Annotated in this window: 20 protein-coding genes and 1 pseudogene; 10 read left to right on the forward strand and 11 right to left on the reverse strand. The window is 73.6% G+C overall.

Translation table 11 applies throughout. From position 1 onward, the window contains the following. Positions 1-36: 36 nt before the first annotated feature. The 6 genes from ABZS80_RS18820 (at position 37) to ABZS80_RS18845 (ending at position 2,594) form a co-directional block, all read left to right on the forward strand. On the forward strand, positions 37-210 hold the full coding sequence (locus ABZS80_RS18820; RefSeq protein WP_355057411.1) for a CsbD family protein: 174 nt from the start codon (positions 37-39) through the stop codon (positions 208-210). A gap of 160 nt (positions 211-370) precedes the next feature. Next, positions 371-802, forward strand: a complete 432-nt coding sequence (locus ABZS80_RS18825) for a YbaB/EbfC family nucleoid-associated protein (protein ID WP_355057412.1) — start codon at positions 371-373, stop codon at positions 800-802. Continuing rightward, positions 802-1,125 (forward strand): hypothetical protein, encoded by a 324-nt coding sequence (locus tag ABZS80_RS18830; RefSeq protein WP_151462509.1) that lies wholly within the window; start codon positions 802-804, stop codon positions 1,123-1,125. Before ABZS80_RS18825 ends, ABZS80_RS18830 begins: the two co-directional genes overlap by 1 nt. Before the next feature lie 2 nt (positions 1,126-1,127). Further along, positions 1,128-1,622, forward strand: coding sequence for a hypothetical protein (locus ABZS80_RS18835; protein WP_151462510.1), 495 nt, complete (start codon positions 1,128-1,130; stop codon positions 1,620-1,622). A 6-nt stretch (positions 1,623-1,628) separates the two neighbouring features. After that, the gene (locus tag ABZS80_RS18840) at positions 1,629-2,135 is read left to right on the forward strand and encodes an EndoU domain-containing protein (RefSeq protein ID WP_355057414.1); all 507 of its coding nucleotides are present in this window, start codon (positions 1,629-1,631) and stop codon (positions 2,133-2,135) included. Positions 2,136-2,150: 15 nt separating this feature from the next. Then, positions 2,151-2,594, forward strand: coding sequence for a hypothetical protein (locus ABZS80_RS18845; protein ID WP_355057416.1), 444 nt, complete (start codon positions 2,151-2,153; stop codon positions 2,592-2,594). 10 nt (positions 2,595-2,604) lie between these two features. Here the strand turns inward: ABZS80_RS18845 and ABZS80_RS18850 are convergent, their stop codons facing one another. The 4 genes from ABZS80_RS18850 to ABZS80_RS18865 all read right to left on the reverse strand — a co-directional run bounded on the left by ABZS80_RS18850 (position 2,605) and on the right by ABZS80_RS18865 (position 5,927). Next, on the reverse strand, positions 2,605-3,000 hold the full coding sequence (locus ABZS80_RS18850; protein ID WP_355057418.1) for a dihydrofolate reductase family protein: 396 nt from the start codon (positions 2,998-3,000) through the stop codon (positions 2,605-2,607). Positions 3,001-3,029: 29 nt separating this feature from the next. Then, a complete protein-coding gene (locus ABZS80_RS18855) occupies positions 3,030-4,274 on the reverse strand; it encodes a sigma-70 family RNA polymerase sigma factor (RefSeq protein ID WP_355057420.1) in 1,245 nt (414 codons plus the stop codon). Beyond that, positions 4,271-4,630: a YciI family protein gene (locus ABZS80_RS18860; protein ID WP_355057627.1), complete on the reverse strand. Its 360-nt coding sequence runs from the start codon at positions 4,628-4,630 to the stop codon at positions 4,271-4,273. Before ABZS80_RS18860 ends, ABZS80_RS18855 begins: the two co-directional genes overlap by 4 nt. Positions 4,631-4,733: 103 nt before the next feature. Continuing rightward, a complete protein-coding gene (locus ABZS80_RS18865) occupies positions 4,734-5,927 on the reverse strand; it encodes a DUF2786 domain-containing protein (RefSeq protein ID WP_355057422.1) in 1,194 nt (397 codons plus the stop codon). 146 nt (positions 5,928-6,073) lie between these two features. Between ABZS80_RS18865 and ABZS80_RS18870 the strand changes: the two genes are divergently transcribed. The 3 genes from ABZS80_RS18870 to ABZS80_RS18880 all read left to right on the forward strand — a co-directional run bounded on the left by ABZS80_RS18870 (position 6,074) and on the right by ABZS80_RS18880 (position 7,636). Beyond that, positions 6,074-6,928 (forward strand): DUF3152 domain-containing protein, encoded by an 855-nt coding sequence (locus tag ABZS80_RS18870; RefSeq protein WP_355057424.1) that lies wholly within the window; start codon positions 6,074-6,076, stop codon positions 6,926-6,928. 179 nt (positions 6,929-7,107) lie between these two features. After that, positions 7,108-7,371 (forward strand): hypothetical protein, encoded by a 264-nt coding sequence (locus ABZS80_RS18875; protein ID WP_355057426.1) that lies wholly within the window; start codon positions 7,108-7,110, stop codon positions 7,369-7,371. A gap of 1 nt (position 7,372) precedes the next feature. Continuing rightward, positions 7,373-7,636 carry a hypothetical protein gene (locus ABZS80_RS18880; protein ID WP_355057427.1) on the forward strand — a complete coding sequence of 88 codons (264 nt, stop codon included), beginning with the start codon at positions 7,373-7,375 and terminating at the stop codon, positions 7,634-7,636. Between the two features lie 58 nt (positions 7,637-7,694). On the opposite strand, the gene ABZS80_RS18885 is transcribed toward ABZS80_RS18880, so the two are convergent. The 5 genes from ABZS80_RS18885 to ABZS80_RS18905 all read right to left on the reverse strand — a co-directional run bounded on the left by ABZS80_RS18885 (position 7,695) and on the right by ABZS80_RS18905 (position 10,997). Further along, on the reverse strand, positions 7,695-8,132 hold the full coding sequence (locus ABZS80_RS18885) for a hypothetical protein (RefSeq protein WP_355057429.1): 438 nt from the start codon (positions 8,130-8,132) through the stop codon (positions 7,695-7,697). A 145-nt stretch (positions 8,133-8,277) separates the two neighbouring features. Beyond that, the gene (locus ABZS80_RS18890) at positions 8,278-8,679 is read right to left on the reverse strand and encodes a hypothetical protein (protein ID WP_355057431.1); all 402 of its coding nucleotides are present in this window, start codon (positions 8,677-8,679) and stop codon (positions 8,278-8,280) included. Between the two features lie 174 nt (positions 8,680-8,853). Further along, on the reverse strand, positions 8,854-9,279 hold the full coding sequence (locus ABZS80_RS18895) for an ATP-binding protein (protein ID WP_151462997.1): 426 nt from the start codon (positions 9,277-9,279) through the stop codon (positions 8,854-8,856). 83 nt (positions 9,280-9,362) lie between these two features. Then, entirely contained in the window at positions 9,363-10,118 is a 756-nt protein-coding gene (locus ABZS80_RS18900; RefSeq protein WP_355057433.1) for a methyltransferase domain-containing protein, read from the reverse strand. Between the two features lie 129 nt (positions 10,119-10,247). Further along, positions 10,248-10,997: a DNA-formamidopyrimidine glycosylase family protein gene (locus ABZS80_RS18905; protein WP_355057435.1), complete on the reverse strand. Its 750-nt coding sequence runs from the start codon at positions 10,995-10,997 to the stop codon at positions 10,248-10,250. Between the two features lie 114 nt (positions 10,998-11,111). Here ABZS80_RS18905 and ABZS80_RS18910 point away from each other — a divergent pair, with 114 nt between their 5' ends. After that, the gene (locus ABZS80_RS18910) at positions 11,112-11,327 is read left to right on the forward strand and encodes a hypothetical protein (RefSeq protein ID WP_225853804.1); all 216 of its coding nucleotides are present in this window, start codon (positions 11,112-11,114) and stop codon (positions 11,325-11,327) included. A 14-nt stretch (positions 11,328-11,341) separates the two neighbouring features. On the opposite strand, the pseudogene ABZS80_RS18915 reads toward ABZS80_RS18910, so the two are convergent. Together ABZS80_RS18915 and ABZS80_RS18920 are read right to left on the reverse strand one after the other, a co-directional pair. Beyond that, positions 11,342-11,500: pseudogene (locus tag ABZS80_RS18915) on the reverse strand (ANTAR domain-containing protein); the annotation flags it as partial. Between the two features lie 111 nt (positions 11,501-11,611). Then, positions 11,612-12,145, reverse strand: a complete 534-nt coding sequence (locus ABZS80_RS18920; protein WP_355057437.1) for an STAS domain-containing protein — start codon at positions 12,143-12,145, stop codon at positions 11,612-11,614. Positions 12,146-12,283 lie beyond the last annotated feature (138 nt).

The following is a 12,283-nucleotide window of genomic DNA, read 5'->3' on the forward strand; positions in this document are numbered from 1 at the left end:
CCTGACGTCACGGAAAACTGCTGAGTGGAGGTTCCCATGGGCATCGACGACAAGATCGGCAACGCGACCGAGAACACCGCCGGCAAGGTGAAGGAGGGCGTCGGCCGGGCCACGGACGACGAGCGCCTCGAGGCCGAGGGCCGCAACGACCAGGCGGCCGCCAACCTCAAGCAGGCCGGCGAGAAGATCAAGGACGCCTTCAAGAGCTGACCATCCGTCGGCGCGGGCCGGTCCGGCAACCCTGCCGGTCCGGCCCGCGGCGCAGGTGCGCTCCACATCGGATCGTCCACAGTCGCTCACCCGGGGTCACGCCGACTGGCGCGAACTGCGTAGCATGCGGGAGGACCTCGACCCCGGAGGAGCTACGCCCATGGCCCAGCCCGTCGATCCATCCGGCCTCGACCGCGTGCTGTCCGAGACCATGTCCGCGCTGGGGCGGTTCACCGCCGGCGCCGACGGTGACGGCGAGGCGCCCCCGCCGCCGGAGGGAGTCGGCGAGGCGGCCGACGGCCTGGTCCGGGCGACCGCCGGCCCGCCCGGGCGGATCACCGCGTTGACCCTCGACCCCCGGGTGATGCGGCTGCCGAGTGAGTCCCTGGCCGAGGAGATCGGCACGGCCGTCAACGCCGCGCTCGCCGACCTCCAGGAGAAGGCGACCGCCGCCGTCCCCGGCCAGGTCGACCTGTCCTCCCTCGGCGAGCAACTGCGCCGGATCCAGCAGGACGCCGGCCGGCAGCTCACCACCTTCACCGACGCGCTGGTCCAGGCCCAGGACCGGCTGTCCGGCCAGGGCGGCCGGTGATGGCGATCGAGGTCGACCCGGACGGGCTGGGCGGCTCCGGTCGCGCGCTGGGCGACGTGGCCACCCGGTTCGGCCAGGCCATGACGGCGTTCCAGGCCGAACTGGCCGCCTTCGGCCAGCCCTGGGGCTCCGACGACATCGGTGCGCTGATCGGCGCCGCCCACGACGAGGTCTCCGCGTTCGCCTTCGAGTGCTTCGACACCGCGCTCTCCGAGATCTCCGCCGCCGGCACCGACCTCACCGACATGGCCACCCGCTACGCCGAGATCGAGGCCGCCATCACGCAGGGCTTCGACGGGCTGCGGCAGGCGCTGGGAGGCTGACGGTGGGTCTGGAACTTCCCGGCGAGCTGCGCTCGCTGCTCGGCATCCTCGGCTACACCTGGCCCGAGGCCGACGAGGTCAAGCTCTTCGAGATGGGCAACGCCTGGATCCGCTTCTCCGGCACCCTGTCCGGGGTCGTGGCCGAGGCGAACACCGGGGCCGCCGGCGTCTGGTCCAGCCACACCGGCCAGGACATCACGGCCTTCCAGTCCTGGTGGAACCGGGAGGACAGCCCCGCCGACAGCCTCCGCGACGGGGTGACGGCGGCCGTGCTCACCGGCACCGGGCTGATCATCTGCGGGGCCATCGTGCTCGCCCTGAAGATCGCCGTGATCGTGCAACTGGTCATCCTCGCCATCCAGATCGCCCAGGCGATCGCCACGGCGGCGGTCACCTTCGGCGCCTCCCTCCTGGAGATCCCGATCTTCCAGCAGCTGGCCCGGACCATCGTCGGCAACCTCGTCCAAGAGGTCCTCTGGAAACTCCTCGACGGGTGACATGGCATGAGTGGAGGCAAGGCCGGCGGCCGGTTGATGCGGGCCGCACTGCGTTTTCTCAAGCGCGCCAAGACGCGCAACCGGCCCGACCGGATGAACCCGCACTTCACCGAACACGTCTTCGGCGGCCATGTGAAGCCGGGCATGCCCAAGGGGTCCGGCTACCACTACCGGCCCGGCGGCCAGGACTTCCCGGGCCGCAGGCTGCAACCGGGCACCGTCGTCCGGGATCCGAAGACCGGGGCGTACCGGGCCAAGCCCGAGTTCTTCGACTCGACCATGAACCCGCCGCACGGCGCCTGGAAGCCGAAGAAGGGCAACGGCGGGGAGAGTTCCTTCTTCCCGGACGACTGGACGCCCGCCCAGGTGGACAACGCCATCAGCGGCGCCTTCCAGGGCGCACGGCCGGTGCCCGGCACGCAGATGTGGCGTGGTAAGTACAAGGACCTCGTGATCGAAGGTTTCTACAATGGCTCGGGCGGCTTCACACACGGATGGCCGGTCGTCCCCTGATCCGAAGGACCTCTGTTGGCGTTCATCACCTTCTCGCTCGACGAGTTTCGCCTGCCGCTGTTCGAGGTGACGGATCAGCGCTACCGGGCGCTCGGCGCCTGGCTGATCACCGACATCTCGGTCTACCACTCGGTCTGTCTCGACGCCCTCGCCATGGTCGACGACGTGTCGCACGGCCGGCCGCTCGAGGACGGGTGGGACAGCGACAAGTACGAGGTGAGCTTCACCGCCGGTGGCGTCGAGTTTGAGAACGAGTGGGTCCCGGGCGAGGGCGGCCGATACTCGCTGGACGAGGTGCGGGAGGCGGTCGAGGCATACTGGCGGTTCCTGGCGAGCCGCCCGGAGAACCCCGACCTCATCCGCGAGTACCGGCCCGACCTTCCCGTCTGGCAGGCCGAGCTGGTGCAGTGGGAGGAGCGGTGGGGCCGGCCGCACCCGTACCGGGGACGGCTGTTCTGACTCCGGCGGGTCAGCGGCGCACCCGGTAGCGGATGTGGAACTCCGTCCCGCCCCGCATCAGCAGCGATTCGCGCGGGTGGTGCGTCAGCACGAAGACCGGGACCCGCCACGGCGGGTCGTCGCCCCACCAGCCGGTCCAGTCCAGGTCCCAGCGGCCCTCGCCGCCGCCGAACATGCGGCGACCCATCACGTACGCGCCGACGCCCGCGGTCATCTCGTCGACCAGCTCGGCGTCGACGTTCCGCTCCCCGCCGGCCAGCCCGTGCCGGCCGCGCCAGCTCTCGCTGGCGAACAACCACTCGTGCAGCCGCAGGCCGCCCCGACCGAGCGGATCCTGCCGGCTCTGCCCCGGCGCCGCGACGTACCCGTCCAGCGACACCGACAGTTGACTGGTGACCTCTCCCATGCGCGGTCGACTCTCCGGCTCGGCGGAAGTCATCGGTCGTCCGCCAGCCGGGCGGCGCGTACCTCCAGGTAGTGCCGCTCGGGCAGGCTGACGGTGGCGCGGGCGGCGTCCCGGTAGGCGTCCCGGGCGGCGTTCCGGTCGCCGGCCAGTTCGAGCAGGTGGGCGCGGACGGCGGCGAGCCGGTGGTGGCCGGCGGTCCGCTCGTCGGCGTCCAGCGGCGCCAGCAGGGCGAGCCCGGCCCGGGGGCCGTCCACCATGGCCACCGCGGCGGCCTTGTTGAGGGTGACCATCGGGTTCGGCGCGAGCCGGGCCAGCACCCGGTAGAGCGCGACGATCTGCGGCCAGTCGGTGTCGGCCGCCGTGGGCGCCTCGGCGTGCACCGCCGCGATGGCGGCCTGCACCTGGTACGGGCCGGGGGCCGACCAGGTCAGCGCCTCGGTCACCAGGGCGACGCCCTCGGAGATCCCGGCCCGGTCCCAGCGGGTGCGGTCCTGCTCGGCCAGCGGCACCAGCTCACCGCCCGGGCCGGTACGCGCCGCCCGGTGCGCGTCGGTGAGCAGCATGAGGGCGAGCAGCCCGGCCACCTCGCCGTCGTCGGGGAGCAGCCGGCGCAGTTCCCGGGCCAGCCGGATCGCCTCGGCGGTCAGCTCGGCCCGGTGCAGCTCGGCCCCGCTGGAGGCGGTGTATCCCTCGTTGAAGACCAGGTAGAGGACGTGCAGCACGGCACGCAGCCGCGCGGCACGGTCGGCCGTCGAGGGCATGGCGAACCGCGCCCCGGCCGCCTCGATCCGCTGCTTGGCCCGGCGGATCCGCTGGCTCATCGTGGCCTCCGGCACCAGGTACGCCCGCGCGATCTCGGCGGTGCTCAACCCGCCGACCGCCCGCAGGGTGAGCGCCACCTGGGCGCTGACCGTGAGCGCCGGATGGCAGCAGAGGAAGAGCAGTTTCAACGTGTCGTCCCCGCTGGACGGCTCCTCGTCGGCGGGCGGGGCGACCGCCGCGTACGCCGGTTCCCGGACCGCCACGGCGACCTCGCGGTCCCGGCGGGCCCGTTCGCTGCGCCACTCGTCGGTGAGCCGGCGGGTCGCCACGGTGACCAGCCACGAGCGGGGATGGTCCGGCACGCCCCGCGCCGGCCACTGGGTCGCGGCGGCGAGCAGGGCCTCCTGGACGGCGTCCTCGCAGGCGTAGAACTGGCCGTGCCGGCGGACGAGCACGCCGAGGACCTGCGGCGCGAGGGCGCGCAGCAGGTCCTCGACCGCCCGGTCGGTCACATCTCCGTCCCGGCCTGCTCCATCACCGGCCGCACCTCCAGCACGCCGACGCCGTGCCGCACGTCCGGCCAGCGCGCGGCGATCTCGGCGGCCCGTTCCGGGGTCTCGCAGTCGACCGTCAGGTAGCCGGCGAACTGCTCCTTGCTCTCCAGGAACGGCCCGTCGGTGATCTCGGGGCCCCCGGCGCCGGACCGGACGGTGCGGGTCTGCGCCGGGTGGGCCAGGGCCTCCCCGCCGACCAGCTCACCGGACTCGGTCAGCTCCTTCATGATCACGTCGACCTCGCCGAAGATCGCGTTCCGCTCCTCCTCGGACAGCTCCTCGACGAAGCCCGGCCGGTTCCAGATCAGCAGCATGTACTTCACGGTCACTCCTCGGGTACGGGCCACCGGCGGTGGCGTCTCTCGCAGACGGGTCGGAGCCGGTTGGTCTGATCCGACATCTTCCCCGAGGAAAAACTCAGCGGCCCCCGCGCAGCGAGCGGCGCGCCGGTGCGCCGGGGTCGAGGGAGGCGCGGTCGGCGGCCGTGGTGCCCGAGGTCCAGCCCTCCGCGTCGCGGACCTGGAGCCGGTGCCGCGTGACGCCGGGGAAGAGCTGGTCGACCCGCTCCTTGACCGCGTCCGAGCGGGCGGCGAGCACCGGGAGCAGCCGGTCGTCGGCCCGTTCCTCGGCCGCCGCCGCGGTGGCCGCCCGCAGGCGCTCCCCGATCCGCAGCGCGAACGCGTTGAGGAAGGACTCGTCGTAGCCCTTGGTGCGCCGGCCGCTGCCCGTGCGGCGCTCACCCCGGCCGCGCAGCATCGCGGCGGTGGCCTGCACCAGCAGCGAGGTGTGCAGCAGTTCGACGGCGGCCAGGTCGGCCGGGAAGCCGAGGACGGTGGCGAAGCCGAGGTCGTCGGACCAGATCGACTCGCAGCGGTTGGCGGCCGCCACCTCCTGGATGAGCAGCGCCTTCGCCGCGGCGTACGGGGCGTCGGTGCCGAGCCGCACGCCGCCGGGCCGGTCGGGTCGCTCGGCGGCGGCGTCGAGCAGGGCGGCGTCGATGCTGTGCCGGGCCATCAGCTCCTGCGCCTTGCCGGTGAGCGCCTCCGCCTCGGCGGGGAAGGTGGTCGACTCGGCCTTGGCCAGCAGCGCGCGTACCCGGTCCAGCATCCGTGAGCCGGTGGCCGGGACGGTGGCGCGCGCGGCGACGGCCGGGCCGCCGGGCGGCGGGCGGAGCACCGCGATCGGCGGCAGCCCCGCCACCAGGGCGAGCGCGTCGACGGCGTCGCGCAGCGCGCTGATCCGGTCGCCCTCGGCGCGCCGGTCCAGCCAGCCCGGGTCGCCGTCCCACCGCGCGCCCAGCTCGGTGAGCTGGGCGTCGAACCAGGCGGGGGCCGGGTCGGGCATCGCGCGCCGCTGGGCTGCCAGCACGTCCCGGAGCAGCCGGGCGCCCCGCGGGGTCAGCCGGCGGGTGGCGATCCGCTCCAGGTCCATGGGCTGCCAGCCGCGGGGCCAGAGCCGCGCCACGCCGCGGGTCAGGCGGGTGAGGAGCGCCGCGTCCACGGCCGGTGGGTCGCCGACGACCAGCCGGTCCAGGGCCCGCTCGGCCGCGCGCACGTCGGTGCCGCGGGCCGCCGCGAGGGCGTCGGCGAGCACCTGCTCGGCATCCGGCACGGGTGGCTCCCTCTCTGGCGGCAGGTGGCGGGTCGCGCACCCGGGAACGAACGGTACCGGCGCGGGCGCCGCCCCGGCCGGTGACCGCGCTCACCGTTCATCCGTCCGGGCCCGCCGTCCGTACTCCTGAGCGGATCGGGGCGGGCGTGGCGGAGGAGATCGACGTGGGCGGGCGGGGCAGGCGGGACCGGGGTCTGCACCGGCGGCGGGCGTCCCGCGCGGGCACCCTGACCCTGGTGGTGCTGCTGGTCGCGGCCGGCCTCGCCGGGTACGCGGCCCGGCGTCACCCGGAGCTGCTGGTCGCGGCCGGCGTGCGGCCCGGCGCGCCGGCCGCCGGGCCCGCCCGCCCGGCGGTGACCACACCCGCCGCGCCGCCGGTACCGGCCGCGGGCCGGGTGCCGCCGGGCATCAGCTATCCGGACCGGGGTACGGGCGCCTTCCGCACCGCCACGGGCGTCGGCGCGGTGGCGGGCCGCGGTGGTGAACTGCTCCGCTACCGGGTCGCCGTGGAGGGCGGCATCGGCAACGTCGACGTGGAGCGGTTCGCCCGGGAGGTGGCGGTGACGCTCGCCGATCCGCGTGGCTGGACCGGTGGCGGCCGGTGGCGGCTGCAACGGGTGGGGCGCGACGATCCGGCCGACTTCACGGTGCTGCTCACCACGCCGGTGACCCGGGGCCGGCTCTGCGCCGACACCACCGACCACTACACCTCCTGCCGCAACGGCGACCAGGTGGTGATCAACGTGGCTCGCTGGGTGCACGGCGTGCCGCAGTTCCCCGACCTCAGCCTCTACCGGCAGTACCTGCTCAACCACGAGGTGGGGCACCGGCTCGGCCGGGGCCACGAACTGTGCCCCCGGGCGGGCGGCCCGGCACCGGTGATGGAACAGCAGACGCTCGGTCTGCACGGGTGCCTGCCGAACGCCTGGCCCCGCGTCGGCGGCGCAGTGCACAGCGGCCCCTCCGGCCAGTACGACGACCCGATTCCGGCGGAGGACTGACCGGTCCGGGACAACTGCCGGATGGCGGGTGGTACGCCCGGGCCGCAAATTGCAGATAGTGCCTCTGAGCTGGGGTTTTGCTCCCGCACGTGCCTACGGTTGGGGTGCGCCCGACGCAGTGCGTCGCCTGGGGACGGTGGGAAGGGTCAGGGCTGTGGACGATGAAAACAGAGCGAGCCATGAGGATCTTCCTCGATGGCGGCTGCATCTTCGTGGGTCTCGGCGGGATCGTCCATCAGACGGCAATCGTGCCGCCCGGTCAGGCCAACGCCATTCTCCTGGGGACGTACGTGACCATCCTGGGGATTCCTGCGGGGGTCGGGCTCCTGTCGCTGCGGCGCAATGGCGTCAGCGATACGACCAGTTCGCCATCGCCGTATCCGTTGCCGGACTCACGGCCGCCACCATCGCCATCTCCGCCGCTGACCGGGCCGGGTGAGTGACATGACCTGTTCGCAATGGCACCTGGGCTCCCGCACCACGCGCCTCATGATCACGTCGTTCGTGTTCGCCCTGGTGGCGACCATCTCGTCCATGGTGTACGCCAATTCCGTCGCCCGGCACTCCGTGCAGGACCTGTGCGCCCTGGTGGTGACGCTCGACGACACCTACCGCGCCACGCCGCCGCAGACTCCCACGGGCCGCCAGATCGCCGAACAGTTGCGCGAGCTGCGCACCCGGCTCGACTGCCCGTCGGCGCGAGCCTGAGGACCTCCGGCGGCCGTTCCGCACCTGCCGTCGTGCGGAACGGCCCCCCGGCGGTGACTCAGCTCTGCGACGGCGGAACGTGGACGTCGCAGCGGTCGCCCCGCTCGGCCTGCGCGACCGTGCGTCCCGTGCAGAGCCGCAGGCTCGGCAGGAACCCACCCCGCAGGTAACTGGCGCGCGCCTGGACGTTGGTCCTGCCCCGCCCGCACAGGCTGTTCAGCGTGCGCCATTCGAGGCCGTCCGCCGGACCGTTGGTGGCGATCTGGACCACGGCGCAGCGGTGGCGCTGGTTGACCGCGAGAGTCCCGTCGACCGCGACCGGCGGGACGGGCTGCTCGGGGATGCTCATCATGAGCTGGTACGTGCCGTAGGCGCTGGCGCCGCCGGCGGCCAGGTCGAAGGTGTTGTCGGCAGCTGCGGCGGGCGGCGCCGCCGCGACAACGGCGAGGCCGGCGCCCGCCAGGGCGCAGAGGGAACGGGAGACGAGGCGGTTCATCGGCTACTCCTGATTGCGCCACCGGATGTGTGGTGGCGGTGCGGAAAAGCGTCACCGGCGGGTGTGCCGGCCGCTTTCGGAACGATTTCCCGGCGCACTGTGCCGGGGTCGGCGGAATGCCGGAAGGAAATTGACGCCGGGGGCGTCAGCGCACGAACAGGGTGTAGCTGGGGGCGAAGCCGGTCCGGCAGCGGAACGACAGCCAGACCCGGCGCGCGACACCTTCGGCGCCGACCTGCCGGCACTCGGCCTGGGCGTCGGACACCTCGTTGAAGGCGGCGGTGTAGACCTGCTTCTCCGCCGGGAGGGCCTCGGTGCGGGGCCGGTAGGTGACGATCAGGTCGTCGCCGGCGAAGCCCGAGCGCACCGAGAACCCCTCCCAGGCGCCGGCGGTCCGGCCGGCTTCGCCGATCACCGAGGCGCGGCCGAAGGCGTACGTGCCGAGCAGCGTGGTGGTCGGCTCCGGGGTCACGGCGTGGGCGGCGGACGGGGCCAGGACGGCCCCGGCGATGCCGGCCAGCATGAGGCCGCGGGTGAGCTTGCGCATCTGTCCAGGTCCTTTGCGAATAGTCGCGGGGATCTCCCGCGGTCTCTCGGGACAACCGGCGGGAGGGTCATCTCCCGGGCGGTTCGAAAAGGACCCTACGGCCCGTCCACTGCGGACGGTGTAAAGCAGCTCACATTAAGCGAAGAACAATTTGTTAAGCAATTCTTGACGCAGTCAGCGAGGGAACGAGGCCCAGATGTTCTTGGTGTCGTCGGTGGCGTACCACCCGACCGCCAGCGAGACCGACTCGGCCAGCATCAGACCCCGCCCGCCCGAGTCGAGCGGGTGGATGTCGCCCAGGCCCGGGACGGTGTCGAGCTCGTGGTCCGCCACGTTGAGCAGGAAGCAGTCGTCGGCCGCGAGCAGGGTGACGATCGTCGGCGGCCGGCCGTGCCGCAGCGCGTTGGTCGCCAGCTCGGTGGCGACCAGCACCACGAGGTGTGGCACCTCGTCGAGGTCCTCGCCCTGGACCAGGCCGTGCCGGGTCAACGCCTCGCGCAGCGAGGCCCGCAGCCCGCGCAGCTCCTCGGCCGTGTCGAGCACCCACTGCTCCAGCTCGGTGGCCCGCGGCGGTGGCGGTGACGTGCGCAGCTGTCCCATGAACAGGGCTTTACCCTGCGTAGCCGCCCGCTAAGCCGGCCCGGCCCGGCTCCCGGATCGACACCGGGAGCCGGGCTGGCCGCTCAGCGGCGGAGCAGGGCGAACACGCCCCAGCCCAGGTACTCGCGCTGGTAGCGGACGTGGCGCACCGGCTCCTCGGTCAGCTCCCGGCGCAGCTCCCCGGCCAGCTCGTCGTCGGGGTTCGCGTCCAGCCAGCGGCGCAGGTTGAGCCAGTGCGCGGCGGCGTACCGGTCCCAGCTGTCCTGGTCGGCGAGGACCATCTCGACCAGGTCCCAGCCGCACTCACCGAAGAGCCCGACCAGCCCGGGCAGGTCGCGGAACTCGTCCCGGGAGCGGGCGTGGCAACCGGCCACGGTCTCCTCGTCGGGCGGGTCGCGCCGCCAGTACGGCTCGCCCACCAGGACCATCCCGCCGGGGCGCAGGCCGCGCTCCAGGATCTCCAGGGTGCCGGGCACACCGCCGCCGATCCAGGTCGCGCCGACGCAGGCGGCCAGGTCGACCCGCTGCTGCGGCACGTGGGCCGCGGCGTCGCCGTGCACGAACCGGACCCGGTCGGCGACGCCCAGTTCGGCGGCGCGCGCCCGCGCGGCGTCGGTGAAGACGGTGCTGATGTCCACCCCGGTGCCCGTGACTCCGTGGTCCCGGGCCCAGGTGCAGAGCAGCTCGCCCTTGCCGCTGCACAGGTCGAGGACCGACGCGCCGGGCCGGAGCTTGATCGCCCGGCCCAGGGTGGCGAGCTTGGCGTCGTCGAACGGGTTGAGGATCCGGAGGTCGCCCTCGCGGATGGTGAAGCTACGTGGCAGATCCAAAGCGGTCACTCCAAGGGAAGGGTGCGGGGGTCGGAACGAGACGGGAAAAGCTCGGCACGGGCACCAGAACACCCTCTTCAGGCAGTCGGAGTGACGTTGGCGGGAGGCTAGCCACCGGCACGCCGGCCGCCAACCGAATTAGCCCGCCGGCTGGTCCACCGGGCAGGCGTACGCGGTCCGGCCGCCCACCTGCCAGGTCCGCACCCGGCTGCCGCAGCGGCGGCAGTGCTCCCGCTTGTAGACCCACCGCTCGTCCGGCGCCGCCGGGTCACTGACCACCTGGCCCAGGTCCCGGCCGAGCGCCAGGTGGGCGACGGCGAGGCGCCACAGCCGCTCCGCCGCCGGGGCGCCGACCGACCGGGCGTCCGGATCCAGCCGGGCCAGGAAGAGCAGTTCGGCCCGCCACGCGTTGCCGATGCCGGCCCAGACGGCCTGGTCGAGCAGTGCCGCTCCCACGGCCGCGCCGGTCGCGGTGAGCCGGCGAACCGCCTCGGCCGGCTCGGCGTCGGCGCGCAGCGGGTCCGGCCCGAGCGAGGCCCGCAGGGCGCGCTCCGCGTCCGCCGGCAGCGGCTCGCAGCGGATGGGCGCGATCAGGTCGTACGCCACCGCCGGGCCGGCCAGCCGCAGCCGGGTGCCGGGGCGGGGCGGCACGGCCGGGTCGTCGTAGCGCAGGAACAGCCCGCGCATGCCGAGGTGGACGTGCAGGGCGGGCGCGTCGGGGAAGTGGTAGAGCAGGTGCTTGCCGTCCGCCTCGACGGCCCGCAGCGGCCGGCCCGCGTACGGGGCCGGGTCGAAGCGGCCCTGCGGGCTGGAGAGCGTGACGTCACGCCCGGCGAGCGCGTCGTGCTGCTCCCGCGCGTACCGGTGGATGAGGTGGCCCTCGGGCATATTCGGCGCGTACCCCGCCGACCAGGGCGGAAACGGACCGTGGGGGTTGAGCCGGGAATCAGCCCCTACCGGCAGGTGCGGGCTGGTGGGCTGCTGCGATACCGTCACCACGTGATGGTCGAGGAGCACTGGTGGAACGGGGTCACTGCCCCTCGTGGGCGCCGTGACGTCTACATCCGCACGGACGGGCAGCGCTGGGAGGTGCAGGCCCAGATCGGCGGCGCCGCCGGCCGATCGAAGATCCAGGAGTGCCCGAGCCGGGGCTCGGCGAGCATCCTGGCCGGGGCGTGGCGCGGCAGCGGTGCCGGCTGGCGCGAGGTGCGGCGCTGACCCTGGCGGGCCGGTCAGTCCCGCGGCCCGTTCACCGCGCGCTCGACCAGCGACTCGGCGACCTCCCGTAGCTTCCGGTTGGAGTCCTGCGACACCCGCGCCAGGATCGCGAACGCCTCCTCCGCCGAGCACCGGCGCTGGCCCATGATGATGCCCTCCCGAGTCTGATCAAGGCTGCGGCGAGGTCGAGGTGGGCCTGCGACATGTGCTCTGACGTCCTTGTGCGAAGCGACGCCGTCGACCCGGGAACGAGTTCGACGGCAGGTGGCGGTGCGGCCCGCGGGTCACGGACCGCTGTACCGATCCGGGACGGATCGGAAACCGGCGCCGCTTGTTGACGCTCGCTCGGTGGTGTGGTGCGAGGTGCCGGTCACCGAGCCGCTGCTGCCGACGGCGTGCCGCGCTGCGGGCATGCTGCCGCCGGCCCAGGACAACGCCGGAACGACCTCCAGCTCGGACAGCGCGTCGGTGATGCCGAGGATGCGACGGACGATCGACGACGGATCGCGGAGGGTCAGCCGCCCACCCCGGTCGGCCAGCAGCCGCCGGGCCCGCAGCAGCGCGCTGATGCCGTGCGCACAGAAGAAGGTGACCTCCGAGAGGTCCACCTCCACGGTGACCGGCGGCCGGCGGGCGAGGGACGCCACGAGCTCGACGAGCAGATGGGCGTTGCTCATGTCGATCTCGCCGGCGACGCGGATCCGTGTGGTGGCTCCGGGCGCGTCGCAGGCGAGCCACAGGATGGCGTCGTCCGGGCGCGCCGATCCGCCCCGGCTGGAACCGCGGTGGTTATCGAGCGGTGGGAGGTGCTCCGACATGGCCCCTCCGATGATGACGATCGGGAACGCTCACGGCGGCAGGTCGCGGTGAGTCGCGGGAGGGCGCATGTCTTGACCCGTCAGCAAGACTACGCGCACCCGGTGCGCATCGCACCCGTGGCATTTCCACCGGCGGAA

The sequence above is a fragment of the Micromonospora sp. NPDC005305 genome, from assembly GCF_040607315.1.
Classification (GTDB): Bacteria; Actinomycetota; Actinomycetes; order Mycobacteriales; family Micromonosporaceae; genus Micromonospora.